We start from the raw sequence: 24359 nt of genomic DNA, 5'->3' as shown, positions 1-24359 counted from the left end.
AAGGGGCGCGCCAAGGCGTAATATCGCCGTTCTCGACTTCATCACGCGCGCCTGTGCGGCGGACGTTCATCGCGTCAGGCCCTGAAAGGGGACGGTGCATGAGACTGTTCTGGAAAGCCTTCGCCGTGGGCGGAGCGGGTCTGGTTCTGGCCGGACCGATGACCGCCCTCCCCGCGTCCGACGCCGCAACGGCGCTGCGCCTCGAGCGCCTGTTCGGCGGCGTCTGCGGACCGGGTTCCAGCGGCGGCGCCCTGGCCCGCAGCCTGCTGGTCGCCTCGGCCGTCGCCGCGCCCGCCAGTCAGGCCGAGCCCATTCCCCTCTATCCCGACCTGACGACCTCGCCGTTCAAGGCGACGACCGACGACGCCGGCGCCCAGGCCTATTTCAGCCAGGGGCTGACCCTGGCCTACGGCTTCAACCACGCCGGGGCGGTGCGCTCCTTCCGCGAGGCGCAGAGCCGCGATCCCGCCTGCGCCGCCTGCTGGTGGGGCGAGGCCATGGCCCTGGGCCCCAACATCAACGCGCCGATGGACGAACGCGACCGGGCGGCGGCGCTGAAGGCCCTGAACCGCGCCCTGGTCCTGAGCGCCGGGGCCGCGCCGCACGAGCAGGCGCTGATCGACGCCCTGGGCCTGCGCTACTCCGACGATCCGGCGGCCGACCGCCCCGCCCTGGACGCCGCCTACGCCGACGCCATGCTGGTCGCCGCGCGCCGCTTTCCCGACAATGACGACGTCGCCGTCCTGGCCGCCGAGGCGGCGATGGACACCACGCCCTGGAACTATTGGGAGGCGGACCAGCGCATCCCGATCGGCCGCACCAGCGAGGCGATCCGCCTGATCGAGACGGTTCTGGACCGCAGCCCCGACCATCCGCAGGCGGCCCATCTCTATATCCACCTGATGGAGGCCGCCGATCCCGCGCGGGCCGAGGCGGCGGCCGACCGCCTGACCGTCTCTCGCCCCGCCAGCGCGGGCCATCTGGTGCACATGCCCGGCCACATCTATCTGCGGCGCGGCCGCTACGCCGAGGCCATGCGCCTGAACCTCGCGGCGGCGCGCGCAGACGAGGCCTTCATCCGCGACACCAATGACGAGAGCCTGGTCCGCTACGGCTACTATCCGCACAACATCCACTTCATCGTCGCCTCGGCCCAGATGGCCGGCGACATGGAGACGGCCCTGCGCGAGGCGCGCCGCCTGCGCACCGTGCTGGACCCGGCGACCTCGGCCCGCATCGCCTGGGTCCAGGTCATCGACGCCGCCCCCTATCAGGCCCTGGCCCAGTTCGCCGAACCGCGCGCCGTCCTGGCCGCGCCCGCGCCCGACGCCCGCCTGCCCTACGCCGCCGCCATGCGCCATTACGCCCGCGCCGTCGCCCACGCCCGGTTGCGCGACCAGAGAAGCTTCGACCGCGAAATGGCGGCGCTGAACGCGCTGAAGGCCTCCCCCGCCTTGGCCGACATGGTCGCCCAGGGCGTGCCCGCGCCCGATCTTCTGGCCCTGGCCGAGGCCGTGGCCTACGGGCGCATGGCCATGGCGCGCGGCCGTCCCGCCGAGGCGACGGAGCATTATCGCCGCGCCGCCGATCTGGAGGCCGCCCTGCCCTATATGGAGCCCGCCTTCTGGTACTATCCGGTGCATCAGTCGCTGGGCGCGGCCCTGTATCAGGCCGGGCGCCCGGACCTGGCCGCCGACGCCTTCCGCCTGGCCCTGGCCCAGACGCCGAACAACGGCTGGGCCCTCTACGGCCTGGCCCGCGCCGAGGCGGCCCAGGGCCGCGCCACCGAAGCCGCCGCCGCCGACCAGGCCCTCAAGACCGCCTGGCTGGGCGACGCCCGCTGGCTGCGGATGGACCGGCTGTAGGGCGCTACGCCCCGTTCTGACGCACCGGCCTGCTACGGCATGACGAAGCGCCCTCCTCTTCCTTCTCCCCTTGGGGGAGAAGGACTCTGGTGCGCCATCCACTCCGGCCGAAGGAGAAGATTTCAGACGATTCAGACGAATTGGACTCTGTTTTTTCCGCTCTGCTCGCCTTCGCCTGCGGCAAGGCGCGCTTTCGGCTTGATGGCGAGGCATCCCGACGCCATCTGATCCGTTACCTTCCTTCGACTCCCATGCGGACCCGACCATGACCTTCGCCGACCCGTCCCTGACCACCCCGCCCGACCTGATCAAGGACGGCACGGACGCCTCCTTCATGACCGACGTGATCGAGGCCTCGAAGCATCAGCCGGTCATCGTCGACTTCTGGGCGACCTGGTGCGGCCCGTGCCGGACGCTGGGCCCCGCGCTGGAGAAGGCCGTGCGCGCCGCCAAGGGGGCGGTGAAGATGGTCAAGATCGACGTCGACGCCAACCCGGCCTATGCGGGCCAGCTGCGGGTGCAGTCGATCCCGACCGTCTACGCCTTCGTCAACGGCCAGCCGGTCGACGGCTTCCAGGGCGCCATCCCCGACAGCCAGATCAAGGCCTTCATCGACAAGCTGACCGGCGGAGAAGGCGTCAACACCGACGTCGAGCAACTGCTGTCGCTGGGCGAGGAGTCGCTGGGTCTCAACGATCTGGGCGGCGCCGCCCAGGCCTTCGCCCACGTCCTGACGATGGAGCCCGACAACCAGAAGGCCATCGCCGGCATGGCCCGCGTCTATCTGGTCGAGGGCGACGCCGAACAGGCGGCCCAGACCATCGCCATGGCCCCGGCCGATTCCACCGAGCCGACGGTTCAGGCCGTACGCGCCCAGCTGTCTCTGGCCTCGGCCGCCCCGACCGGCGCGACCGCCGAGCTGGAGGCCCGGCTGGCGGCGAACAAGAACGACCACGAGGCCCGCTTCGACCTGGCCCAGGCCCTGGCCTCGGCGGGCGATCTGAAGGGGGCGGTCGACCACCTGCTGACCATCGTCCAGGCCGAACGCGAGTGGAACGACCAGGCCGCGCGCAAGCAGCTGCTGACAGTGTTCGAGGCCGCCGGCCCCAACAGCGAAGTCGCCCGCGACGGACGACGGCGCCTGTCCTCCATCCTGTTCTCCTAACGGCGCGATCATGGCTCAGGGCTACGTCAAGGCCAGCGAACTTCCCCAGGTGATCCCGGTGTTTCCCCTGCCGGGCTCCATCCTCCTGGCGCGGGGCCAGCTGCCGCTGAACATCTTTGAGCCGCGCTATCTGAACATGGTGGACGACGCCATGGCGGGCGACCGGATGATCGGCCTGATCCAGCCGGTCGGCCCCGCGGGCCTGCGCCCGCCCCTGACCCGCGTCGGCTGCGCCGGGCGGATCACCAGCTTCGCCGAGACCTCGGACGGGCGCTATCTGATCACCCTGACCGGGGTGTGCCGCTTCGCCGTGGCGACCGAGATGCAGGTCCGCACCCCCTATCGCCAGGCGCGTGTCGACTTCCTGCCCTATGAGGCGGACCTGCGCGCCCCGGACCCGACCGAGGATTTCGACCGCGAGCCCTTCCTCTCGGCCCTGGCGCCCTATCTGGCGGGACGCGGCATGGACATCGACTGGGACACGGCCCGCGCCGCGCCTCAGGAGGCCCTGGTCAACAGCCTGGCCATGGCCCTCCCTTTTGATCCGCCCGAGAAACAGGCCCTGCTGGAGGCCCTGACCCTGACCGAGCGCGAAGCGGCCCTGACCGCCCTCCTGCGCATCGAAGCCGTCGCCCCCGACGACGACGAGCCGGGTCCGGCGATGCAGTAGCGTCCGATCGCATCCAAAGATAAAAGCGCAACCCAGACACGGGCGCCCAGCGCCCTCAAGCAGCGAGCCGCCGCGCGGCGAGCGATAGGGCGCAAACTTCCTCAAGCAGCGAGCGCCCGCGGCGCGAGCGATAGGGCACTTAAAATCATGAGCGACGCCTTCAACACCCCCGTCTCGGTCGATCCCCGCCTGCTGGAGGTGCTGGTCTGCCCGGTCACGCGCGGCCGCCTGACCTATGACCGCGAGCGCAACGAGCTGGTTTCGGCGGGCGCCAAGCTGGCCTTCCCTATCCGCGACGGCGTGCCGATCATGCTGGCCGAAGACGCCCGTCCGCTGGACTAAACCTTACGCCGCGCTTAGGCGGCGCCCCGCTTTCCTCATCGCGCCCTTATGGCCGTCGGGTGTTTCTTCGTCTCATGAAGGAGCCCCCCATGAGCCGCCGCGCCCTGCTGAACCAGTCGCTGAGCCGCCCAACCCCGCCCGAGCCCGCCGCACCCGGCGTCTGGCGCATGGTCCAGACCGTGTTGGCCCTCTATCTCGGCTGCACGCCCCGCAACGGGAGCCGCCCGCGATGATGAGCGGCTATCCCGACGGGCGCCCCGCCGCCCCTCACCGCCCGCGCGCCTATGGCGTCGTCGCCCGCGACGGCGGCTGGTGCGTCACCCTGGACGGCTGCGCCACCCGCCCCTTCAAGGACCGCGAGGCCGCCGCGCGCATCGCCCGCCAGCTGCAGCGTCAGGCTGACGGCCTGCTCCAGACCGAGCCCCGCTCATGACCGCCGCCCGCGCCAAGGCCCGACCCGTCCTGTTCGAGATTCGCCGCCTGGGCCGCGTCTGGCGCCTGACCTCCTCGGACGGGCTCTTCTTCGGCCTGTTCCAGAACCGGGCCTCGGCCCTGCGCTGTGCGGTGGAAGAGGCCGACCGCCGTGACGACGCCGACGTGCTGCTCCACGCCCACGACTGAGCCGAGCAGCCCCTCTTACAAACTCTCGCCGCGCAGCAGGCGGGGCAGATCCCCCGTCGCCCCGCCCGCCTCGTGCATGAAGGCCCGGCGCAACGGCGCGATCCGATTGACCGCCGCCATGCCCAGATCGCGGGCCAGCCGCACCGGGGCGATGTCGTTGGAGAACAGGCGCACGAAGCCGTCAAAGCCCGCCGCCAGGGCAGCGTTGTCGAACCGGCGCCAGCGGGCGTAGCGCTCCAACACCAGTTCCGAACCGATGTCCTCGCCGATGCGCGCGGCCTCGGTCAGCACCTCGGACAGGGCGGCGACATCCTTCAGCCCCATGTTCAGCCCCTGCCCCGCCACCGGGTGCACCCCGTGGGCGGCGTCGCCGATGATGGCCATGCGCGGCGCGGTCAGCCCCTCGGCCAACTGCAGCGACAGGGGATAGACGAAGCGCGGCCCCTCGATCGTCAGCTCGCCCAGGAAGTCGCCGAACCGCCGCGTCAGATGGGCGTGGAAAGCCTCGTCCGAGGCCGAGCGCAGGGCCTCGCCCCGACGGGTGCTTTCGGTCCAGACCAGATTGGCCCGGTTCTCTGTCAGCGGCAGGATGGCGAACGGGCCGTCCGGCAGGAAATACTCATGGGCGACGTTGCCGTGCGGCTTCTCCATGCGGACCGTGCAGACCACGCCGCTCTGCTGATAGGTCCAGCCGAAGACGTCGATGCCCGCCGCGCGGCGCACGGTCGAGTTGCGGCCCTCGGCCCCGATCACAAGCGGCGCCGACAGGGTCGATCCGTCCTTCAGCGTCACCGTCGCCCGACCCGGCCCGACGGCCACATCGGCCACGGCGGCGGGGGCGCGGACCTCCAGCCCCTGAGCCTTGACCAGCTCGGCCAGGGCCGCGCGAAGGCGGCGGTTCTCGACCATATAGCCCAGCGGTTCGCCGCCGTTGCGATCGCCGATCTCGTCCGCATCGAAGCGGATATAGGAGGCCGAGGGCTTGCGGCTTGCGGCGCCGGGGCGGCGGCCGTCCGTCACCAGAATGCGGTCCATACGGCAGGCGTGCGGCTCCAGCGCCTCGCCCAGTCCCAGAGCCTTCAACATCCGGAAGTTGGCGTAGGAGACGGCCGTCGCCCGCCCGTCGAAGGTCGGCGCCAGCTGGGCGGTGAACGGCTGGGGGTCCACCATGACGGGGCGCAGGCCGCCCTGCGCCGCCGCGAGCGCAAAGGTCGCCCCGACCAGCCCAGCGCCGGCGATGATGATGTCGTAGTCGTCCGATCCGCTCATGCTGTCGTTCTAGGCCCCTATCGCGCGTCACGCCACCACAAGCCCGCCTGCCTGATGGGACATAAGGGCTCATCCCCGCTCGCAAAGACCGGGCTGGTAAATGCCGCTTTAACCTTATGCGAGGCACTAAGGGGCGGAGTCTCGCTTTCAGTTCCATTTCTGGGGGTCCGCCTTCATGTCCGTCGCCCTCGCGCTCGGCCAACGCGTCTGGAGCACCGTCCGCATCGTCTGGGCGGCGCCCTTCGCCGTGCGGTTCAGGGGGGTGCTGCAGGCCATGCTGGCCGCCCTTCTGCTGGTGGCCCTGATCTCGTGGAATCCGGCGGATCCCAGCTGGAACGCCGCATCGGCGCAGGCGCCGACCAACTGGCTGGGCGGGGCGGGCGCGACCTTCGCCGATCTGATCATGCAGTCGCTGGGGCTGGCGGCCTGGCCCGCCGTCCTGCTGCTGATCGCCTTCGGATTGGCGGTGGCGATCGGCGACGCCCTGCAGCACCGGCTGCAGCCGACGCCGTTCAAGATCTTCTGCGCCGTCGCGGGCGTGCTGCTGCTGTCGGCGGCCCTGTCGGCCCCGGCGGCGCCTGCCAGATGGCCGCTGGCGGCGGGCCTGGGCGGGCTGTGGGGCGACGCCGTCACCGGCCTGGCCGCCGACGGCCTGGGCGCGCTGAAGGTCCCCGGCGCGCGCATCATCCTGGGCCTGCTGTTCCTGGCGCTGGCGCTGTGGAGCCTGGCCTACACCGTGGGCCTGCGCCTGCGCGACTTCACCGACACCGCCGGCTGGGCCGCCCAGAAGGGCGCCGAGGCCCGCACCGCCCGACCGGCCAAGGCCCCGCGCGCCGTCGCCGAGGCCGCCGCCCCGGCCCGCAAGCCGCGTCATCGCCTGCCCGAGGCCGACGACATGGAGGCCGACGGCCCGCTCGCCTCAACCGCCCAGGCGGCTCCAGCTCCCGCCGTCGACGCTTATGATGATGCGGACGCTGACGCGCCCGACGCCTACACCCCGCCATGGGAGGACGCGACCCCCGCCCCCATCGCCCCGCCCTCAGCCCGCCCCAGCCGCCCGGCCGAGCCCAAGGTGGCCGCGGTCAAGGCGCCCAAGCCCGTCCGCAACGACGCCGATCAGCAGGCTTTCGATTTCGCGGGCGAAGGCGGCTTCGAACTGCCGCCGCTGGGCATTCTGGCCAAGCCCGCCCAGCGCGGCGGCGCCGTCGACGAGGAATCGCTGAAGGCCAACGCCAAGATGCTGGAGGGCGTGCTTCAGGAGTTCGGCGTGCGCGGCCAGATCGACCAGATCCGCCCCGGCCCCGTCGTCACCCTGTATGAGCTGGTGCCCGCGCCCGGCGTGAAGCACGGCCGCGTCGTGGCCCTGGCCGACGACATCGCCCGCTCCATGTCGGCCCGCGCCTGCCGCATCAGCGTGGTTCAGGGCCGCAACGCCATCGGCATCGAACTGCCCAACGCCAAGCGCGAGACCGTCTTCCTGCGCGACCTGCTGGCGTCGGGCGAATACGACAAGAAGAGCCATCTGCTGCCGCTGGCGCTGGGCGAAACCATCGGCGGCGAGCCCTATGTGGCCGATCTGGCGCGGATGCCCCACCTGCTGATCGCGGGCACCACCGGCTCGGGCAAGTCCGTCGGGGTCAACGCCATGATCCTGTCGATCCTGTATCGCCACTCGCCCGCCGAGTGCCGCTTCATCATGATCGACCCCAAGATGCTCGAACTGTCGGTCTATGACGGCATTCCGCACCTGCTGGCGCCGGTCGTGACCGATCCCAAGAAGGCGGTCGTGGCCCTGAAGTGGACCGTGCGCGAGATGGAGGACCGCTATCGCCGGATGTCCAAGCTCGGCGTCCGCAACGTCGCCAGCTACAACGAGCGCGCCCGCGAGGCCCAGGAAAAGGGCGAGCATTTCGAACGCACCGTCCAGACCGGCTTCGACGAGCAGGGCCGCCCGGTTTACGAGAGCGAGAAGATCCGGCCCGAGCCCATGCCCTATCTGGTCGTGGTCATGGACGAGATGGCCGACCTGATGCTGGTCGCGGGCAAGGATGTGGAAGGCGCCGTGCAGCGTCTGGCCCAGATGGCGCGCGCGGCGGGCATCCACCTGATCATGGCGACGCAGCGCCCGTCGGTCGACGTCATCACCGGCACCATCAAGGCCAACTTCCCGACCCGGATCTCCTTCCAGGTCACGTCGAAGATCGACAGCCGCACCATCCTGGGCGAACAGGGCGGCGAGCAGCTGCTGGGTCAGGGCGACATGCTCTACATGGCCGGCGGCGGACGCATCACCCGCCTGCACGGCCCCTTCGTCGGCGACCAGGAGGTCGAGGACGTCTGCAAACACCTGAAAGCCCAGGCCGAGCCGGAATACCTCGATCTGATCACCGATGAGCCGGACGGAGACGGCGACGGCGCCTATGGCGATGAAGGCGGCGGCACCGGCGACGACCTGTATGACCGCGCCGTGGCCGTGGTCACGCGCGACCGCAAGGCCTCGACCTCCTACGTCCAGCGCCGTCTGCAGATCGGCTACAACCGCGCCGCCACCCTGATCGAACGTATGGAGCAGGAAGGCGTCGTCAGCCCCGCCAACCACGCCGGCAAGCGCGAAGTGCTGGCCGGGCCGCCCCCTATGTAGTCTCGGCTGCGCCGAGGCGGCGGCTTTGCCGCCGGCCGCTATCGCTCGCCGCGCAGCGGCTCGCTGCTTCAGCGCCGATCACGAGCGCACGCCAAGGAACCCTGCGGTTCAGTCGACGCTTAAACGCCTCACGTCCTCAAGCAGCGAGCGACCGCGTCGCGAGCGCTAGGACGCTAAAACAATGAACACCGCTTCATCGGAGCGCCGGAATATGGTCAGGCTGGCGTCATCAGCCTGCCGGATGAAGCCCCCACCCTCACCGGGTCGAAAACCGTTCAGAACGGGAGAAGAAAAGACATGAGCATTTCCCGCCGCGCCTTCGGCCTCGGCTCCGCCGCCCTGGTCGCGCTCGCCGCCGCCCCCGCCGCCGTCCTGGCGCAGGCCGGGCTGTCGGCCGACGACCAAGCCGTCTTGCGTCAGGCCCAGACCTATCTGACCGCCATGACCACGGCCCAAGGGACGTTTGTCGAGACCGGGCCGAACAATCAGCGCCGCACCGGCCGCTATTATCTGCAGCGCCCCGGCAAGATGCGGTTCGAATACACCGAGCCGGAAGGCCTGCTGGTCGTCGCCGACGGCAACAACGTCAGCCGCTGGGATCCGCGCCTGAACGTCTTCCGCCAAGCGCCGCTGGGCCAGACGCCGCTGTCCACCTTCCTGGCGCGCGAGGTCCGGCTGGATCAGGGCGTGAAGATCGACCGGATCACGCGCATGGACTCCGGCGCCTTCGCCATCACCGCCCGCGACGCGCGCCGTCCCAATGAAGGCTCGGTCATCCTGGCTTTCGCCGGCTCGCCCGTGCGGCTGCAGGAATGGACCATCACCGACGCGCAAGGCTCGCGCACGCGGGTTCAGCTGACCACGCTGCAACCGGCGCCGGGCCTGGCCGCCAGCCTGTTCCAGCTGCGCGACCCGACGCGTCGCAATCGCCGCAACTGATCCGCCGCCCAGAAAAAGAAGCAGGGCGAATTTGTGACAGTTTGACCTTTTTCGCCGGGCGTGACACTTTGGGCACAGGACGGCGGCGGCCGTCCCGCCCGCCACGGATTCATCCCCGCCTGGCGGCGAGAGAGACGAACTTCATGCGCCCGGACTTCGCTCCGGGCGCTTTTTTAATGCGCGCGACAACCGGCTTAGACCCCGCCCCGCCAAGCTGCTAAGCCCGCTGGCATGAGCCTTCGCATCGTCACCTGGAACATCAACTCGGTCCGCCTGCGCATCGATCAGGTCGCCCGTTTCGTCGCCGAGAACGCCCCGGACGTCCTGTGCCTGCAGGAGATCAAATGCACCGAGGACCAGTTCCCGCGTCAGGCCTTCATCGACATGGGCCTGCCCTACCTGCGGGTCGGCGGCCAGAAGGGCTGGCACGGGGTGGCCATCGCCAGCCGCCTGCCCATCGTCGACAGCCCCAAGCTGGACGTCTGCCGCGAGGGCCACGCCCGCTGCGTCTCGGCCGTGGTCGAGGGCGTGGAGGTTCAGAACTTCTACATCCCGGCGGGCGGCGACCTGCCGGACCGGGCGCTGAACCCCAAGTTCGATCACAAGATGGACTTCTATGAGCGGCTGACCGCCGAGATGAAGACCCGCGACCGCCAGCGGCCTCTGGTCCTGGCCGGAGACTTCAATATCGCGCCGGGCGAGAACGACGTCTGGAACCACCGCTTCATGTCCAAGGTGGTCAGCCACACCCCCGGCGAGGTCGAGACCCTGTACCGGCTTCAGGACGCAGGCGGCTTCGCCGATGTGGTGCGCGACCAGATCCCCGACCCAGTCAAACTGGCCAGTTGGTGGAGCTATCGCGCCAAGGATTTCCGCAAGTCGAACCGGGGGCTGCGCCTCGACCACCTGTGGACCTCGCCCGGCCTGACGCCCGCCGTGGTCAAGGGCAGCGCCCGCATCCTCGACACGGTGCGCGAATGGGAACGCCCCAGCGACCACGCCCCGGTCGTGATGGATCTCGACGTTTGAGCCGATGCAAGTCTGCGTCCCGCGAGCGTCTGCGCCTGTTCGAGGCGACGGACTTTGCGACCTATCGCGCCTGGTACGCCGATGCGGAACTGGACGAGCATCTGGGGCCGATGGACGAGGACTGGCTGGCCTTTGTCCTGGCGGATCAGGAAGGACGGCAGTTCAGCTATCTGCAGGACGAGATGCTGGCCGCCGTCGTCGGCGTGGCGCCCGATCCCGAACGGGACGCCTGGGTCGTCACCGACATCGCCGTCGATCCGGCCCGGCGACGCCAGGGGCTGGCGCAGCGGGCGCTGGATGCCGTCACAGCGCATGAGGCCCTCGCCCAGCGCCCTCGCCGTCTGGCCTATGTGATGCCCGACAATCCCGGCGCGCGACGCTTCTTCACCGCCCAGGGCTGGCGCTGCATCACCGAGGCGGATGCGGACGGGATGGCCCTGTTCGAGGCGCCCCGCCCCTAGAAGGGGAAGAAGATCGGGATGGCGACCATGGCCGCCGCCCAGGTGATCAGGTTCAGCGGCGTGCCGACGCGGACGAAGTCCATGTAGCTGTAGCCGCCCATCTGATAGACGAGGACGTTGGTCTGATAGCCGAAGGGCGTGGCGAAGGCGGCCGAGGCGGCCATCATCACCGCCACCAGGAAGGGGCGCGGATCGACCCCCAGGCTCTCGGCCAGGGCGACCGCGATCGGCGTCACCAGCACGGCCACCGTGGCGTTGGACAAAAGCTCGGTCGCGAACAGGGTCACGCCGTACAGCACGATCAGGGCGCCCAGCGGCCCGAACGGACGGATCACCTCGATCAGCAGGCCCGCGCCTTGCGCCGCCAGTCCCGTCACTTCGATGGCGGTGCCGACCACAACCATGCCGGCGATCAACAGCAGGATGTCCGGCTTGAGACCCGAATAGGCCTCTTCCGGCGTCAGCACGCCCAGCAGGATCAGGGCCACCGCCCCGGCGAAGGCCGCCGCCGCTATGGGCGCGATTCCCAGGCCCGCCGCCGCCACCACCAGGACGAAGACCGCCAGGGCGATCAGCGCCCGCTTCCACTGCAACGGGCGGTCTGCTGAAGAATAGAGATCAACGTCGCCCAGGTGGGCGTCGCCGGTGCCGTCGCGCTGGTTGCGGCTTTCGCCGAGCCGGACCAGCGACGGCAGGGAGAAGGGCAGACGCCACCGACGCGCTCCCTTGACCGCCTGCGCTTCCGCAGCGAGGCGCTCCCGTTCAGCTTCAGCTTCTTCCTCAGCCGTCGCCGAGCGGCCCAATTGGCGCGCGCCGAAGACATAGAGCCACAGCCCGCCGACCAGGGCGATGATCAAACCCACAGGCGTGATCTCGAACAGGCTGAACACCGGCTGGCCCGCGTTGCGCGCCATGTCGTTGACCAGCAGATTGGTCGAGGTGCCGATCAGGGTCAGCAGGCCGCCCATCACCGTCACATGGCTGAGCGGCATCAGGAACCGCTTGGGCGACAGCTTCAGCGACTTGGCCATGTCGCGCACGACGGGCGCGGCCAGCACCACCACCGGCGTATTGTTCAGAAAGCCGCCGACCGAGCCGCACAGGCCGATCACCACCCAGATGCCCGTCGCGCCGAAACGCCGGCACAGCGCCGTCGCCTTGCGGATCATCAGGCCCAGCAGACCCGACAGTTCGATGGCGTAGGCGATGACGAACAGCCCGGCCAAGGCGATGACCGCCGGGCTGGCGAAAGCGCTCTGCACCTCGACCGGGCGGACCACGCCGAACAGCAGCAGGGCCGCCGCCCCGCTGAGCGCCACCACGTCCGAACGCATCCGCCCGTGGATCATCACCCCGACCACGGCGATCAAAACGATGAGAGCGATGATCTGGTCCAGCGTCACCCGCGCAAGACCCCCTTTTTTCAGCCCAGCCTCGACCGCGATCACGGGCCGGGGCGCCAATCAGCGTTTCTCGTGTTAGGCTGGTTCCATGTCGATCACAACGACCCGTCTGGCCGCGCCGCTCGCCCTGGCGGCGGCCTTGCCGCTTCTGACCTGGTGCCAGCGGCCGCCGGAACCGGCCGCCCCTGCGGATCCGGCCCCGCCGCCGACGGTCGTGCTCGATTCCACCCTGAACCGCGCCGCCCTTCTGGCCGCCCTGACCGAGGCCGGAACCGCCCTGGCCGACGGCCAGACGCGCGACGCCGCCCTGACCGGCCGAACGGTGTCGGTGCGCCTGCCTTTCGGCTGCGGCGGCGAGGCGACCGTCGCCAGCGAAGCCGGCGGCCTGCCCCGCCTCGTTCGCAATGCCGACGGAAGCCTGACCCTGACGATCACGCCGGAAGACCTGGGCGCGTCAGCCCTGGTCCCAGCGACCCGCGAGGGGGCGGTCGACAAATGGGAAGCGGTCGAAGGTTTCTGGATCGCCCGGCCGTGGAGCGGCCTGGACGCCTGTCCGGCGTCAGCGGCTCTGGCCGCCCCCGCCCCGGAACTCGCGCCTTCGCCGGCTCAAACGGCGATCAAGACGCCCGCCGAGGACAAGACGACTGAGGCCAAGGCCGTTGACGACGTCGCGGCGCCGCCAATCGTCCAGCCCGAACGCACCGCAGGGCTGGCCGCCGTGTTTGAAACGGGCGGATCGCGCCTGGGCCGTCGTCAGGGCCAGGCCTATGTCCATGTCATTCGGGGGGAGAAGGGCGTCGCGCCGACGCCGGCGCCGGGCGGCTATGCGCTGCGGCTGGAAGGGCGGCTGACCGCCTTCGCGGACGGCAAGGCCGTCCACTGCGTCCAGAAGGACGCCGAAAGCCGTCCGGTCTGCATCGCCGCGCTGCGGCTGGACCGGCTGGCCTTCGAGGATGGGGCCACGGGCGCCCTTCTCAGCGAATGGCGCCCGCGTTGATTTAAGCTCAGGCTGCGCCCAGCAGCTTGGCCCCGGCCAGCACGCCCATCAGGATCAGGGTGACGCTGCCGGTGAAGACGACGACGCCTTCGAACGAGAAGCTCGAGGCGCGGGGATGCACGAGTTTCATGACTTGGTTCCTTTCGGCGGGGGAGTTCCGAACGGTCTCAAGATAGGCGGCGCGACTGTACGGGACAAACCACGGTTAGGCCGCGTCGGGTGATCTCAGATCACCCGATCCGCATCCGCGTCCTCATCCAGCCGCGATTCCGCCACGATCCAGTTGAGGAAGCGCCGCAGCTTGGGTTCGTCCGCCCGTTCGGGCAGGACCACCGCCCAATAGGCCAGGTCGTTGGTCAGGGCGTGATCGACCGGCTGGATCAGCCGCCCCTCGCGCAGGTCGTCCGCCGCCAGGGGCGCCGAGGTCAGCGCCACGCCGCGTCCCGACAGGGCCGCCTCCAGCGCCAGATGGCTGTGGCTGAAATGGGGGCCGCGCAGGTGGCTCACCCGCGGATCATCGACCCCGGCGCTCTCGAACCAGGCCTTCCAGCCCATGCGGTCGGCGTAGGGCATGTCGTGCCAGGTCTCGTGGATCAGCACCACGTCCAGCAGGTCGGACGGCTGGTTCAAGCGCCGCGCGGCGGCGAAGGACGGGGCGCAGACCGGAATCAGCCGCTCATTGACCAGCCGCCGCGCCACCTGCCCCGGATAGGGGCCTTCTCCGTAGCGCAGGGCCACGTCGGCCTCGCCGTTCGACAGGTCGGCGATGCGGTCCTCGGCGAAGACGATCAGGTCGAGATCCGGATTTTCCTCGCTGAAGCGATGCAGTCGCGGCGACAGCCATTTGCTGGCCAGCGACGGCAGGGCGGTGATGCGCAGCTGGCGCGAGCGGCCCGGCCGCACGGCCTCCAGCGCGCTTTCCAGCCGCTCGAATGCGTCGGCCACGCCTTGGGCCAGGCGCTTGCCGTCGGCGGTCAGGCGCACCGAACGGTTGAAACGATCGAACAGGCGCAGGCCCAGGCGCATCTCCAGCGCCTTCACATGGCGGCTGACGGCGCCGGGGGTGACGCCCAGTTCCTCGGCCGCCTCGCGGAAGCTGCCGAGGCGGGCCGCTGCGTCGAACGCCCGAAGCGCCACCAGCGGCGGGGTCGGGCGACGCTCGCTCATCTGGATGTCAGGGCTGGAGGCGATAGCCGCCGGCGTCAGTCAGCAGCAGACGGGCCTGGCCCGGCTCGACCTCGATCTTCTGACGCAGGCGATAGATGTGGGTTTCCAGGGTGTGGGTGGTGACCCCGGCGTTGTAGCCCCAGACCTCGGTCAGCAGCTCTTCGCGCGACACCGGCTTGGCCCCGGCGCGATAGAGGTACTTGAGGATGTTGGTTTCCTTCTCGGTCAGCCGGACCTTCTTGCCCTTGTCGTCGACCATCAGCTTGGAGGCCGGACGGAACTCATAGGGGCCGACCTGGAAGACGGCGTCCTCGGACTGTTCGTGGCTGCGCAGGTGGGCGCGGATGCGCGCCAGCAGGACCGCGAACCGGAAAGGCTTGGTCACATAGTCGTTGGCGCCGGAGTCGAGGCCCAGGATGGCGTCCGAATCCGACGACTGCGCAGTCAGCATGATGACCGGGGTGGAGACCCCCGCCTTGCGGATCAGGCGACAGGCCTCGCGGCCGTCCATGTCGGGCAGGTCGACGTCGAGCAGGATCAGGTCAGCCCGCGCCTCCTTGGCCTGGCGCACGCCGTCGGTCGCCGTCGCGGCCTGGGCCGGGCGGAATTCCTCATGAAGCGCCAACTGCTCGGCCAAGGCCTCGCGCAGGTCGTTGTCGTCATCGATGATCAGAATGGTCTTGGGCGTGCGCATGGTCTCTTTAGAATGGCGAGGCTTGAGCCGAACGCCAAGGGCGCCGGGCGCGATATTGCGTCCTAAGAGGTCGCAGGGACCATATTTCGTTCCCCGAACAGGGCCGAACCCACCCGAACATGGGTCGCGCCCGCCTCGATCGCCGTCAGATAGTCGCCGCTCATGCCCATCGACAGGACCGAGAGGCCGTTGCGCGCGGCGATCGCGGCCAGCAGGGCGAAGTGCGGCGCGGGGTCTTCGTCAGCCGGAGGAATGCACATCAGCCCCTCGACCGTCAGGCCGTGAACCTCGCGCGCGGCGGCGATCAGGGCGTCGGCGTTTTCCGGCAGCACGCCCGCCTTCTGCGGCTCGGCGCCCGTATTGACCTGAACCAGGACGCGGGGACGACGACCCGTCTTGCGCGCGGCGGCGGCCAGGGCGGCGGCGAGGCGTTCGCGATCCAGAGTCTCGATGACGTCGAACAGTTCGACCGCGTCTTGCGCCTTATTGGTCTGCAGGGGGCCGATCAGGCGCAGCTCCAGGTCCGGCAGGGCGGCGCGACGCTCATCCCAGTGGGCCTTGGCCTCCTGCACCCGGTTCTCGCCGAACACCCGCTGGCCGGCCGCCAGGGCGGCGTCGAGGGCGGCGTCGCCCTGCGTCTTGGACACCGCCGTCAGCGCCACCGAGGCGGGGTCGCGGCCCGCCGCCAGCGCCGCGTCATGGATGCGGCGGCGCACCTCGGCGAAGCGGTCGGCGATGGACGAAACGGCGAAAGCGGGCGTAGTGGCTGTCATGACCCTGTCCGAACTCATGGCCGAGGACGCGCGCACCCTATGGGCGGCCGCCCAGGCCCTGTCGCAGTCTGTAGCCCTCGCAGCGGTGCCTGTCAGCCCGCGCCCCCTGCCGCCCCTGCTGTTCTTCACCGATCCAACGCGGACGCCCCGGCCGTGGGAGACAGCGGCGCGCCTGCCTGCGGGCGCGGGGGTCGTGTACCGCGCCTTCGGCGCCGCCGACGCCGTCGAAACCGGGCTTCGTCTGCGCGAGGCGACGCGGGCGGCGGGCGTGCTGCTGCTGGTCGGGCTGGACGCCGCCCTGGCCGAGCGGGTGGAGGCCGACGGCGTACACCTGCCCGAGCGCGCCCTGCCGTCGGCCTATGCCCTGTCGGGACGGCGGCCGGACTGGCTGCTGACCGGCGCGGCGCATTCGGAAGCGGCGGTGCGCGGCGCGCGCGACCTGCACGCCCTGGTGCTGTCGCCGGTCTTCCCGGCGGGCGGCGCTTCAGCGGCCAAGCCCGCGTTGGGCGTGGAGCGGTTCTCCGCCCTAGCGGCCCTGGCCCCCTGCCCGGCCTACGCCCTGGGCGGCGTCACGGCGCGCAACGCGCAAGCCCTCAGCGAATCAGGCGCGTGCGGGCTGGCGGGCGTGGAGGCGATCCAGACAGCGTTCACCTCTCGCTGAGAGAGGCGCTCAGGATCAGAATTTGAAGATGGTCTCGAGGCGCACGCGCGGGGCGGCGCGGCGATCAGCGGCGCTTTCGGGCGCACGGGCCGGATCGACTTCCGGCGAGGCCAGGTTGGCGGCGGCGCCGACGCGCAGGCGAGGGCTGAGGCGGTAATAGGCCCCGGCCTCGACGTCGCCCCAGTCGGCTTCGCGGCCGACGGGCTGGTTCAGGTTGAAGTTCAGGCCCCAGCGGCCGTTCTCGTTCCAGCGCAGGCCGCGGCGCTGGGCGGCGGTCGGGGTGCTGGGCGACTGAGCGGCGATGTCGGTCAGGCTGACGGCAGGGGCGCGGCCGCGCGTCTGCGCAGCGGCGTCGGTCGCCGCCCCGGCCAAAGCCAGGGCGCCCACGCTTGCAGCGATGACGGCGACGAAACGCATTTCACCCACCCTATGGACCGCTCGTTTTCTGCGGCGATCCTCGTTGACGACCTCAGAACGCGCCTGAACGAGCCGCGTCTGATCTGGGGATAAGATATGGACTGCATTCCTACGGTCAACGGAACGTGGCCCCATGGTACAGGTTCCAGGCGACTCCGGCGCAGGCTGTGGCGCCCTTGTCACGCAGAAGGGCCAGACCGAGGCCTCTATCGGTCGAGTCTGATGCCAGATCGCCTTGTCATCGCCCCTTTTCGCCGTGTTATAGAGCGTTGCTGACGCGAACGTGCGTGGGCGTCGTCAGGCGACGTTCCCTCACGCGCCGTCAAACCCTTTCACGGAGATCACGGAATGGCTCTTGTTCGCGGCGCTGCGGTCGCCCTGATCGCCTCGGGCCTGCTGCTCGGGGGCTGCTCCAGCCTGCCGTTCGGCGGCTCTAAGGCCAAGGCGCCCACCATGGAGGCCCAGCTGGGCATCGGCGTGAACGCCTATCTGTGGCGCGCCACCCTGGACACCCTGTCCTTTATGCCCCTGACCAGCGCCGATCCGTGGGGCGGCGTGGTCAACTATGACTGGTACGTCAATCCGCAGGCGCCGAACGAGCGCTTCAAGGCGACCGTCTTCATCCTGGATCGCCGCCTGCGCGCCGACGCCCTGAACGTCGCCGTCACCAAGGAAGTCAAGGACGCCGCCGGCGCCTGGGTCTCCGCCCCGGTCGCGGCCCAGACCGAAACCGATCTGGAGAACGCCATCCTGACCAAGGCGCGCCAGCTCAACCTCGCCAACGCGGCCCGTCGCTAAAGACCGGCCGCCCCTCACCTTTCGTCTTCAACGCGTCCTCAGGCCCGCCTCAAGCTTCGCGCCTGAGGCGCCGCCTCAGGATACGCCGTGGCCCGCCCCAGCCCGTCTCGTTACGAGCCCAAGACCGCCGAACCCCGCCAGCAGGCCCGATGGGCTGCGGCCGACGCCTTCTCGGTGTCCAACGCCGACACCGGCCGTCCGAAATACTACGTTCTGGAGATGTTCCCCTATCCGTCGGGCAACATCCACATGGGCCACGCTCGCAACTATGTGATGGGCGACGTGGTGGCGCGTCACAAACGGGCGCAAGGGTTCGACGTCCTGCACCCGATGGGCTGGGACGCCTTCGGCATGCCGGCCGAGAACGCGGCCATGGAACGCGGCGTCCATCCCGGTGACTGGACCTGGTCCAACATCGCTGCGATGCGCGACCAGCTGAAGCTGCTGGGCCTGTCGCTGGACTGGAGCCGCGAGTTCGCCACCTGCGACCCCGACTACTACGGCAAGCAGCAGGCCTGGTTCCTGGAGCTGTTCAAGCGCGGCCTGGTCTATCGCAAGGACGGCGTGGTCAACTGGGATCCGGTCGACAACACCGTCCTGGCCAATGAGCAGGTCATCGACGGGCGCGGCTGGCGTTCGGGCGCCGTGGTCGAGAAGCGCAAGCTGAACCAGTGGTTCCTGCGCATTACTCAGTATGCGGATGATCTGATCGACGGTCTGGCCGAGCTGCAAGGCCGCTGGCCCGAGAAGGTCCGCCTGATGCAGGAAAACTGGATCGGCCGGTCCAAGGGCCTGCAGATGAAATGGGCCTGGGCGGGCTCCGCCCCGGCTGGGTTCGACGATGGGCTGGAGATCTACACCACCCGCCCGGACACCCTGTTCGGCGCCAGCTTCATGGGTCTGGCCTCCGATCATCCGATCTCGAAGCAGCTGGCCGAGGCCGACCCCAAGGTCGCCGCCTTCGTCGCCGAATGCCGCAAGGGCGGCGCCAGCCAGGCCGACATCGAACAGGCCGAAAAGATCGGCTGGGACACGGGGCTGAAGGTCGTCCATCCCTTCACCGGCGCCGAGGTTTCGGTCTGGATCGCCAACTTCATTCTGTCCGACTACGGAACGGGCGCCATCTTCGCCTGCCCGGCGCATGACCAGCGCGATCTGGATTTCGCCCGCAAATACGATCTGCCGGTGATCCCGGTCGTCCGCCCCGAGGGCGCGGGCGACGACTTCGCCGTGGCGGACGAGGCCTATACCGGCCCCGGCTCCATCTTCCATTCCGATTTCCTGAACGGTCTGGACATCGAGACCGCCAAGGCCGAGGCCATCCGCCGGATCGAAGCCGCCGGAACGGGCGAAGGCGCGACCATCTATCGCCTGCGCGACTGGGGCGTCAGCCGCCAGCGCTACTGGGGCTGCCCCATCCCGGTCATCCACTGCGAGGCCTGCGGCGTCGTGCCGGTGCCCGCCGACCAGCTGCCGGTCGAACTGCCCAAGGACGTCACCTTCGACGTGCCCGGCAATCCGCTGGACCGCCATCCGACCTGGAAACACGTCAACTGTCCGTCATGCGGCGCCGCCGCCCGGCGCGAGACGGACACGCTGGACACCTTCGTCGACAGCTCGTGGTATTTCGCCCGCTTCGCCGACCCCAAGGCGGCCGAGCCGATCAACAAAGCCGCCGCCGCCAAATGGCTGCCGGTGGACCAATACATCGGCGGCGTCGAGCACGCGGTCCTGCACCTGCTCTACGCCCGCTTCATCACCCGCGCCCTGTCGGACGCCGGGCTGATGGACGTGAAGGAGCCGTTCGCGGGCCTGTTCACGCAAGGCATGGTGGTTCACGAGACCTATTTCGACGGCCATGAAGACAGCGGAAAGCCGCGCTGGGTCGAGCCGTCGGACGTCCGCATCGAGACGGTGGACGGCCAGCGTGTCGCCACCCGCCTGTCCACCGGCGCCCCGGTAACGATCGGCGACATCGAAAAGATGTCGAAGTCCAAAAAGAACGTGGTCGCGCCCCAGGACATCATCACCGCCCATGGCGTGGACGCCGGACGCCTGTTCATCCTGTCCGACAGCCCGCCTGAGCGCGACATCCAGTGGTCGACCGGGGGCGTCGAAGGCGCCGCCCGCTTCGTCCAGCGCGTCTGGGGCGAGTTCGACGGCTTCGACGCCGCCGCGCCCGCGAACCCCGATGCGGACTCCGCCCTGATCCGCGAGACGCACAAGGCCATCAAGGCCGTCAGCGAGGGCGTCGAGCATTTCCGCTTCAACTCGGCCGTGGCCAAGCTCTACGCCTTCCTGGCGACCATCCGCCAACACGACAAGGCGGGCGCCGAGGCGAAGAAGACCGCCCTGGCCGCCCTGGCGCGGCTGATGGCGCCCTTCACCCCGCACCTGGCCGAGGAATGCTGGACCCGGCTGGGCGAGGCTGGCATGGTGCTGGACGCGCCCTGGCCCGTCTATGACCCGGCCCTGGCCGCCGAGGACCAGGTCACCCTGCCCGTGCAGATCGGCGGCAAACGTCGCGGCGAAGTCGTCCTGCCGCGCGGATCGGACAATGCGACGGTCGAGGCCGCCGCCCTCGCCAATCCGACGGTTCAGGCCTACCTTGCCGCCAACAACCTCAGCGTTCGCAAGGTGATCGTGGTGCCCGACCGTATCGTCAATCTGGTGGCCGGCTGATGCGCCGCCTGGCCCTGCTCGGCGTCGTGGCGGGCGCAAGCCTGCTGTCGGCCTGCGGCTTCACGCCCATGTACGGCGAGACCGGCGTCAGCGGCGGCCTGTCGCGCATCGCCGTGACCACGCCGGACGACCGGTTGGGCTATCGCCTGCGCGAGCAGCTGGAGGACGCCTTCGGCCGCGACGGCGGCGGCCAGGCCCCCCTCTATCGCCTGACGACCGAGATCGAGCAGAGCCGCCGCCCTCTGGGCCGCCGCATCGACGACACCGCCAGCCGCTATGAGCTGACGGTCAAGGCCGCCTGGGCCCTGACCCCCGTCGCAGGCGGCGAGACGATCAAGGGCGTGCAGACGACGACCGTCACCTACGCCGCCGCGGATCAGCCCTACGCCGCCATCGCCGCCCAGCAGGACGGCGAGGACCGGGCCGCCGCCGACCTGGCCCGTCTGATCCGCCTGGACATGATGCGCGTCCTGGCGGGGATCTGAAGGCCTTCGCATGATCCTGTCCAAGCGGCCCGACGTCGACCGCTTCCTGAAGGCGCCGGACGCAGGCGTCCGCGCCGCCGTCATCCACGGCAAGGACCGTTCGGGCGTGACCGAGCGCGCCCTGACGCTGTGCCGCACGATCACGCCGGACCTCAACGACCCCTTCAACGTCACCCTGTTGACCGAAGCCGACATCGACGGCGACGCCGTGCGACTGGAGGAGGCGCTGACGGCGCTCAGCATGATCGGCGGGCGGCGCCTGGTGCGCATCCGGCTGTCGGACGGCAAGGCAGGCGTGGACAAGGCCGTGGCCGCCGCCCTGACCGCCCACGCCGAGGGTGCCTACAACCCGGACGCCATGTTGGTGATCGAGGCCGGGGCGCTGGGGCGCGAATCCGCCCTGCGCAAGGCCGCCGAAAAGGCCCAGGGCGCGGTCGCCATCGCCTGCTATGAAGACGAGGTCGGCGATGTCGCCCGCATGACACGCGAGGCCCTGGGCGTCGACAAGGTGGGCCTGTCTTCCGACGCCCTGGACCGCTTCGTCGCCCGCCTGCCCCGCGAACGCGGCCTGATGCGTCAGGAGATCGAGCGGCTGATCCTCTACATCGGCCCCGGCTCCGGCCGCACCATCGACGTCGAGGAGCTGGACGCCCACCTGGGGGTCGAGCCCGACGCCTCCCTGTCAGACGCCGCCTTGCAGGCCTTCGGCGGCCGCCCCGGCCCCGCCCAGGCGGGTCTGCGCCGCGCCCTGGCCGAAGGCGAAAGCGCCGTCATGGCCGTACGCATGGCCTCGCTTCATCTCGGAAAACTGCGCCGGATCAATGTCCTGCAAGCCAACGGCGCGGGCGCCAAGGAGGCCGCCAAGGCCGCCGGCGTGTTCTGGAAACAGGAAGCGGAAATGCTGCGCCAATCGCGCGCCTGGCGGCTCGAACTGCTCGACGAAGTGCAGGACAGCATCAACACCGCCGACGTCATGACCAAGACCACAGGCATGCCCGAAGCCCTGATCGCCGAACGCCTGCTGCTGGAGATCGCCGCTCGCGCCAAGCGCATGGGGCTTTAAGGCGCGCACGAGACGGCGGCGGCGTCCCTCAGCCTCGCTTGGAGGCGCGACGGAAGGCGGGCTTGTTCAAGGCCGCCGCCTGACGTTGCATCGACCGCTCTGCCTTGCGAGCTCCATCAATGCCGACGAAGCCGCCATCCTGTTGAGCCGTCTTCTTCGCGGCCAGCGCACGCTTGAGCGCCTCAGCAGCGCTCGATTTCTTGGAAATTTCGTTCATGAGCCGATCCTAGCAGCCCTGCGCGAAAAACAAGCCCTTCAAGGCCCTGCGCCGCTCTTTCCGCTTAGACGTCCCCAAGCCCTGACCAATACGCCAAACGAGCTGTATTGACATAAACGTATATAGTGGATTTCTATGGCGTTGATCGGTCCTCGATCATCGATCGAGTCATGCGCGTCATCACCTGCTGTCGTGTCAGCACTCGCTCTCATCCCCGACTTGCCCGTCCCGGCTCGTTCCTGGACGGGCTTTTTCGTTATTGGGCGTCAGCCCCGCATCAGGCGTCGGCAAAGGTCGTCGAGCTGTTCCAAAGTGCCGTATTTGACGGTGATCTCGCCCTTGCCGCCCTTGTCGGACAGCGAGACCTTCAGGCCAAGCGCGTCGGACAGATCCTGCTCCAGGGCCGCGATATCGGCCGCGCCCTCGCCGCTCATGACCGGCCTGGCCTTGAGTGTTTTCGGGCCTTCCGCCGCGCGACGCGCCAAGGCCTCAGTCTGACGGACGTTCAGCCCCTTGGCGATGACCTCGGTCGCCAGTTCCTCGGCATTCGGCGCCGTGATCAAGGCCCGGGCGTGGCCGGCCGACAGATCGCCCCGCACCACATGCTCGCGCACCGCCTCGGGCAGTTGCAGCAGGCGCAAGGTGTTGGCGACATGGCTGCGGCTCTTGCCCACCACCCCGGCCAAAGCGTCCTGGGTGCGGCCGAAGCGCTCCATCAGGACAGCATAGGCGTTGGCCTCTTCCATCGGGTTCAGGTCGGCGCGCTGGACGTTTTCGATGACGCCGACTTCCAGCACCTCGATGTCGTCCATCTCGCGCACGACGATCGGCACCTGGGTCAGGCGGGCGGCCTGGGCGGCGCGCCAGCGGCGCTCGCCGGCGATGATCTGCCAGACGCCCTGCTCGCCCGGTTGCGACCGCACCAGAATGGGCTGCAGCACGCCCTTGTCACGGATGGAGGCCGTCAGCTCGTCCAGATCCGTCTTGGCGAAGATCTTGCGCGGCTGGTCCGGGTTTGGCTTCAGCGCCTCGATCGGCGCCCGCTGCACGCCAGCCGGCGCCGGGCCGGTCGCGTCGACGGCGACAGGCTCCTGCGCGTTTTCTCCCAGAAGCGCCGAGAGACCCCGGCCCAGACCACGCTGACGTTCGGACAAGATGCTGTTTCCGTTGCTTTACAAGTTAGGTCAGGCGGCCAGGGCCTGACGGCGCTGACGCTCGCGCGCCACCAGTTCACGGGCCAGCTTCAGATAGGCCTGGCTGCCCGCACATTTCAGATCATAGATGAGCGCCGGCTTGCCGAAGGACGGCGCCTCGGACACCCGGACGTTGCGAGGAATCACACTGTCATAGACCTTGTCGCCGAAATGGGCGCGCACATCGGCCGCCACCTGACCCGACAGGGCGTTGCGGCGGTCATACATGGTCAGGACCAGCCCCTGAATCTCCAACGCCGGATTCAGGCTCTGGCGCACCATGTCGATGGTCCGCATCAACTGGGTCAGGCCCTCCAGAGCGAAGAACTCGCACTGCAGCGGCACCAGGACGGCGTCGGCCGCCGCCATGGCGTTCAGCGTCAGAAGATTCAGCGACGGCGGGCAGTCGATCAGCACATAGTCAAACCGGGCATGACCATTGCCCCCCTGCTTCGCCAGGGCGTCGCGCAGGCGATAGGACCGGCGATCCGCCTGGCTCAGCTCGATCTCGACGCCCGACATGTCGGCGTCGGCGGCGACGATGAACAGCCCCGGCACCGCGGTCTCAATGGCGGCCTCGTCTACCGGACGGCCGTCGACGATGACGTCATAGATCGTCACCCGCCGTGTTTCACGTGGAACACCCAGACCCGTGGAGGCATTGCCCTGCGGGTCCATGTCGACGATCAGCACCTTCTCCCCGATCGCCGCCAAGGCGGTGCCCAGGTTGATGGCGGTCGTGGTCTTGCCCACCCCGCCTTTCTGGTTGGAGACCGCCAGGACGCGGGTTTCATGCACGCGGGGCTG

The 24359-nt window shown here is 69.5% G+C and carries 27 protein-coding genes; 17 read left to right on the top strand and 10 right to left on the bottom strand.

Going from position 1 to position 24359, the window contains the following annotated elements; all coding sequences use genetic code 11:
- The first annotated feature begins 98 nt into the window (after positions 1-98).
- From B3D50_RS14030 to B3D50_RS14000, 7 genes are all read left to right on the top strand, one after another.
- Entirely contained in the window at positions 99-1865 is a 1767-nt protein-coding gene (locus B3D50_RS14030; RefSeq protein ID WP_286952103.1) for a hypothetical protein, read from the top strand.
- Positions 1866-2130: 265 nt separating this feature from the next.
- A complete protein-coding gene (gene trxA, locus B3D50_RS14025) occupies positions 2131-3030 on the top strand; it encodes a thioredoxin (protein WP_003166579.1) in 900 nt (299 codons plus the stop codon).
- A 10-nt stretch (positions 3031-3040) separates the two neighbouring features.
- Positions 3041-3700 carry an LON peptidase substrate-binding domain-containing protein gene (locus B3D50_RS14020; protein ID WP_128114703.1) on the top strand — a complete coding sequence of 220 codons (660 nt, stop codon included), beginning with the start codon at positions 3041-3043 and terminating at the stop codon, positions 3698-3700.
- 147 nt (positions 3701-3847) lie between these two features.
- The gene (locus B3D50_RS14015) at positions 3848-4042 is read left to right on the top strand and encodes a Trm112 family protein (RefSeq protein WP_003166576.1); all 195 of its coding nucleotides are present in this window, start codon (positions 3848-3850) and stop codon (positions 4040-4042) included.
- An 89-nt stretch (positions 4043-4131) separates the two neighbouring features.
- A complete protein-coding gene (locus B3D50_RS14010; protein ID WP_286952099.1) occupies positions 4132-4275 on the top strand; it encodes a hypothetical protein in 144 nt (47 codons plus the stop codon).
- The gene (locus tag B3D50_RS14005; RefSeq protein WP_128719211.1) at positions 4275-4475 is read left to right on the top strand and encodes a hypothetical protein; all 201 of its coding nucleotides are present in this window, start codon (positions 4275-4277) and stop codon (positions 4473-4475) included. Before B3D50_RS14010 ends, B3D50_RS14005 begins: the two co-directional genes overlap by 1 nt.
- Positions 4472-4663 (top strand): hypothetical protein, encoded by a 192-nt coding sequence (locus B3D50_RS14000; RefSeq protein ID WP_003166572.1) that lies wholly within the window; start codon positions 4472-4474, stop codon positions 4661-4663. The genes B3D50_RS14005 and B3D50_RS14000 overlap by 4 nt, the downstream gene beginning before the upstream one ends.
- 15 nt (positions 4664-4678) lie before the next feature.
- Here the strand turns inward: B3D50_RS14000 and B3D50_RS13995 are convergent, their stop codons facing one another.
- Positions 4679-5932: a UbiH/UbiF/VisC/COQ6 family ubiquinone biosynthesis hydroxylase gene (locus B3D50_RS13995; RefSeq protein ID WP_286952096.1), complete on the bottom strand. Its 1254-nt coding sequence runs from the start codon at positions 5930-5932 to the stop codon at positions 4679-4681.
- 175 nt (positions 5933-6107) lie between these two features.
- On the opposite strand from B3D50_RS13995, the gene B3D50_RS13990 reads away from it, so the two are divergent.
- The 4 genes from B3D50_RS13990 (at position 6108) to B3D50_RS13975 (ending at position 11002) form a co-directional block, all read left to right on the top strand.
- Positions 6108-8573 carry an FtsK/SpoIIIE family DNA translocase gene (locus B3D50_RS13990; protein WP_286952094.1) on the top strand — a complete coding sequence of 822 codons (2466 nt, stop codon included), beginning with the start codon at positions 6108-6110 and terminating at the stop codon, positions 8571-8573.
- Positions 8574-8870: 297 nt separating this feature from the next.
- Positions 8871-9512, top strand: a complete 642-nt coding sequence (locus tag B3D50_RS13985) for a LolA family protein (protein WP_003166570.1) — start codon at positions 8871-8873, stop codon at positions 9510-9512.
- A gap of 231 nt (positions 9513-9743) precedes the next feature.
- Entirely contained in the window at positions 9744-10541 is a 798-nt protein-coding gene (gene xth / locus B3D50_RS13980) for an exodeoxyribonuclease III (RefSeq protein ID WP_286952092.1), read from the top strand.
- Positions 10538-11002, top strand: a complete 465-nt coding sequence (locus B3D50_RS13975) for a GNAT family N-acetyltransferase (protein WP_286952090.1) — start codon at positions 10538-10540, stop codon at positions 11000-11002. Before xth ends, B3D50_RS13975 begins: the two co-directional genes overlap by 4 nt.
- Here the strand turns inward: B3D50_RS13975 and B3D50_RS13970 are convergent.
- Complete coding sequence (locus tag B3D50_RS13970; protein ID WP_286952317.1) at positions 10999-12405, bottom strand: SLC13 family permease; 1407 nt, start codon at positions 12403-12405, stop codon at positions 10999-11001. The genes B3D50_RS13975 and B3D50_RS13970 overlap by 4 nt on opposite strands.
- A gap of 88 nt (positions 12406-12493) precedes the next feature.
- On the opposite strand from B3D50_RS13970, the gene B3D50_RS13965 reads away from it, so the two are divergent.
- A complete protein-coding gene (locus tag B3D50_RS13965) occupies positions 12494-13402 on the top strand; it encodes a hypothetical protein (RefSeq protein ID WP_286952088.1) in 909 nt (302 codons plus the stop codon).
- 7 nt (positions 13403-13409) lie between these two features.
- Here the strand turns inward: B3D50_RS13965 and B3D50_RS13960 are convergent, their stop codons facing one another.
- The 4 genes from B3D50_RS13960 to B3D50_RS13945 form a co-directional block, all read right to left on the bottom strand.
- Positions 13410-13532, bottom strand: coding sequence for a hypothetical protein (locus B3D50_RS13960; protein WP_046652694.1), 123 nt, complete (start codon positions 13530-13532; stop codon positions 13410-13412).
- Between the two features lie 95 nt (positions 13533-13627).
- The gene (gene gcvA / locus B3D50_RS13955) at positions 13628-14569 is read right to left on the bottom strand and encodes a transcriptional regulator GcvA (RefSeq protein ID WP_286952085.1); all 942 of its coding nucleotides are present in this window, start codon (positions 14567-14569) and stop codon (positions 13628-13630) included.
- A gap of 7 nt (positions 14570-14576) precedes the next feature.
- A complete protein-coding gene (locus tag B3D50_RS13950; protein ID WP_003166566.1) occupies positions 14577-15263 on the bottom strand; it encodes a response regulator transcription factor in 687 nt (228 codons plus the stop codon).
- Between the two features lie 62 nt (positions 15264-15325).
- A complete protein-coding gene (locus B3D50_RS13945; protein ID WP_286952083.1) occupies positions 15326-16036 on the bottom strand; it encodes a YggS family pyridoxal phosphate-dependent enzyme in 711 nt (236 codons plus the stop codon).
- Between B3D50_RS13945 and B3D50_RS13940 the strand changes: the two genes are divergently transcribed.
- On the top strand, positions 16035-16697 hold the full coding sequence (locus B3D50_RS13940) for a thiamine phosphate synthase (protein WP_286952315.1): 663 nt from the start codon (positions 16035-16037) through the stop codon (positions 16695-16697). The two genes, B3D50_RS13945 and B3D50_RS13940, sit on opposite strands and share 2 nt — an antisense overlap.
- 15 nt (positions 16698-16712) lie before the next feature.
- Here the strand turns inward: B3D50_RS13940 and B3D50_RS13935 are convergent, their stop codons facing one another.
- Positions 16713-17114, bottom strand: a complete 402-nt coding sequence (locus tag B3D50_RS13935; protein ID WP_046652691.1) for an NtrZ family periplasmic regulatory protein — start codon at positions 17112-17114, stop codon at positions 16713-16715.
- Between the two features lie 348 nt (positions 17115-17462).
- Here B3D50_RS13935 and B3D50_RS13930 point away from each other — a divergent pair, with 348 nt between their 5' ends.
- The 4 genes from B3D50_RS13930 (at position 17463) to holA (ending at position 22142) form a co-directional block, all read left to right on the top strand.
- On the top strand, positions 17463-17912 hold the full coding sequence (locus B3D50_RS13930) for a DUF3576 domain-containing protein (RefSeq protein ID WP_003166564.1): 450 nt from the start codon (positions 17463-17465) through the stop codon (positions 17910-17912).
- Positions 17913-17999: 87 nt separating this feature from the next.
- On the top strand, positions 18000-20594 hold the full coding sequence (leuS, locus tag B3D50_RS13925; protein WP_286952080.1) for a leucine--tRNA ligase: 2595 nt from the start codon (positions 18000-18002) through the stop codon (positions 20592-20594).
- The gene (lptE, locus tag B3D50_RS13920; RefSeq protein WP_286952078.1) at positions 20594-21079 is read left to right on the top strand and encodes an LPS assembly lipoprotein LptE; all 486 of its coding nucleotides are present in this window, start codon (positions 20594-20596) and stop codon (positions 21077-21079) included. Before leuS ends, lptE begins: the two co-directional genes overlap by 1 nt.
- A gap of 10 nt (positions 21080-21089) precedes the next feature.
- The gene (gene holA / locus B3D50_RS13915; protein WP_286952076.1) at positions 21090-22142 is read left to right on the top strand and encodes a DNA polymerase III subunit delta; all 1053 of its coding nucleotides are present in this window, start codon (positions 21090-21092) and stop codon (positions 22140-22142) included.
- Between the two features lie 28 nt (positions 22143-22170).
- Here holA and B3D50_RS13910 read toward each other — a convergent pair whose 3' ends face one another.
- The 3 genes from B3D50_RS13910 to B3D50_RS13900 form a co-directional block, all read right to left on the bottom strand.
- Positions 22171-22359 (bottom strand): hypothetical protein, encoded by a 189-nt coding sequence (locus tag B3D50_RS13910; RefSeq protein WP_286952074.1) that lies wholly within the window; start codon positions 22357-22359, stop codon positions 22171-22173.
- Between the two features lie 266 nt (positions 22360-22625).
- Positions 22626-23513, bottom strand: a complete 888-nt coding sequence (locus tag B3D50_RS13905) for a ParB/RepB/Spo0J family partition protein (RefSeq protein ID WP_286952072.1) — start codon at positions 23511-23513, stop codon at positions 22626-22628.
- A gap of 30 nt (positions 23514-23543) precedes the next feature.
- On the bottom strand, positions 23544-24350 hold the full coding sequence (locus tag B3D50_RS13900; RefSeq protein ID WP_046652686.1) for a ParA family protein: 807 nt from the start codon (positions 24348-24350) through the stop codon (positions 23544-23546).
- Positions 24351-24359: the final 9 nt, after the last annotated feature.

Origin of the sequence: Brevundimonas sp. UBA7507 (genome assembly GCF_002478355.1) — a bacterium.
GTDB classification, from domain to species: Bacteria; Pseudomonadota; Alphaproteobacteria; order Caulobacterales; family Caulobacteraceae; genus Brevundimonas; species Brevundimonas diminuta_D.
The sequence above is the reverse complement of the archived record's forward strand: the minus strand, read 5'-3'. Positions and strand labels throughout refer to the sequence as shown.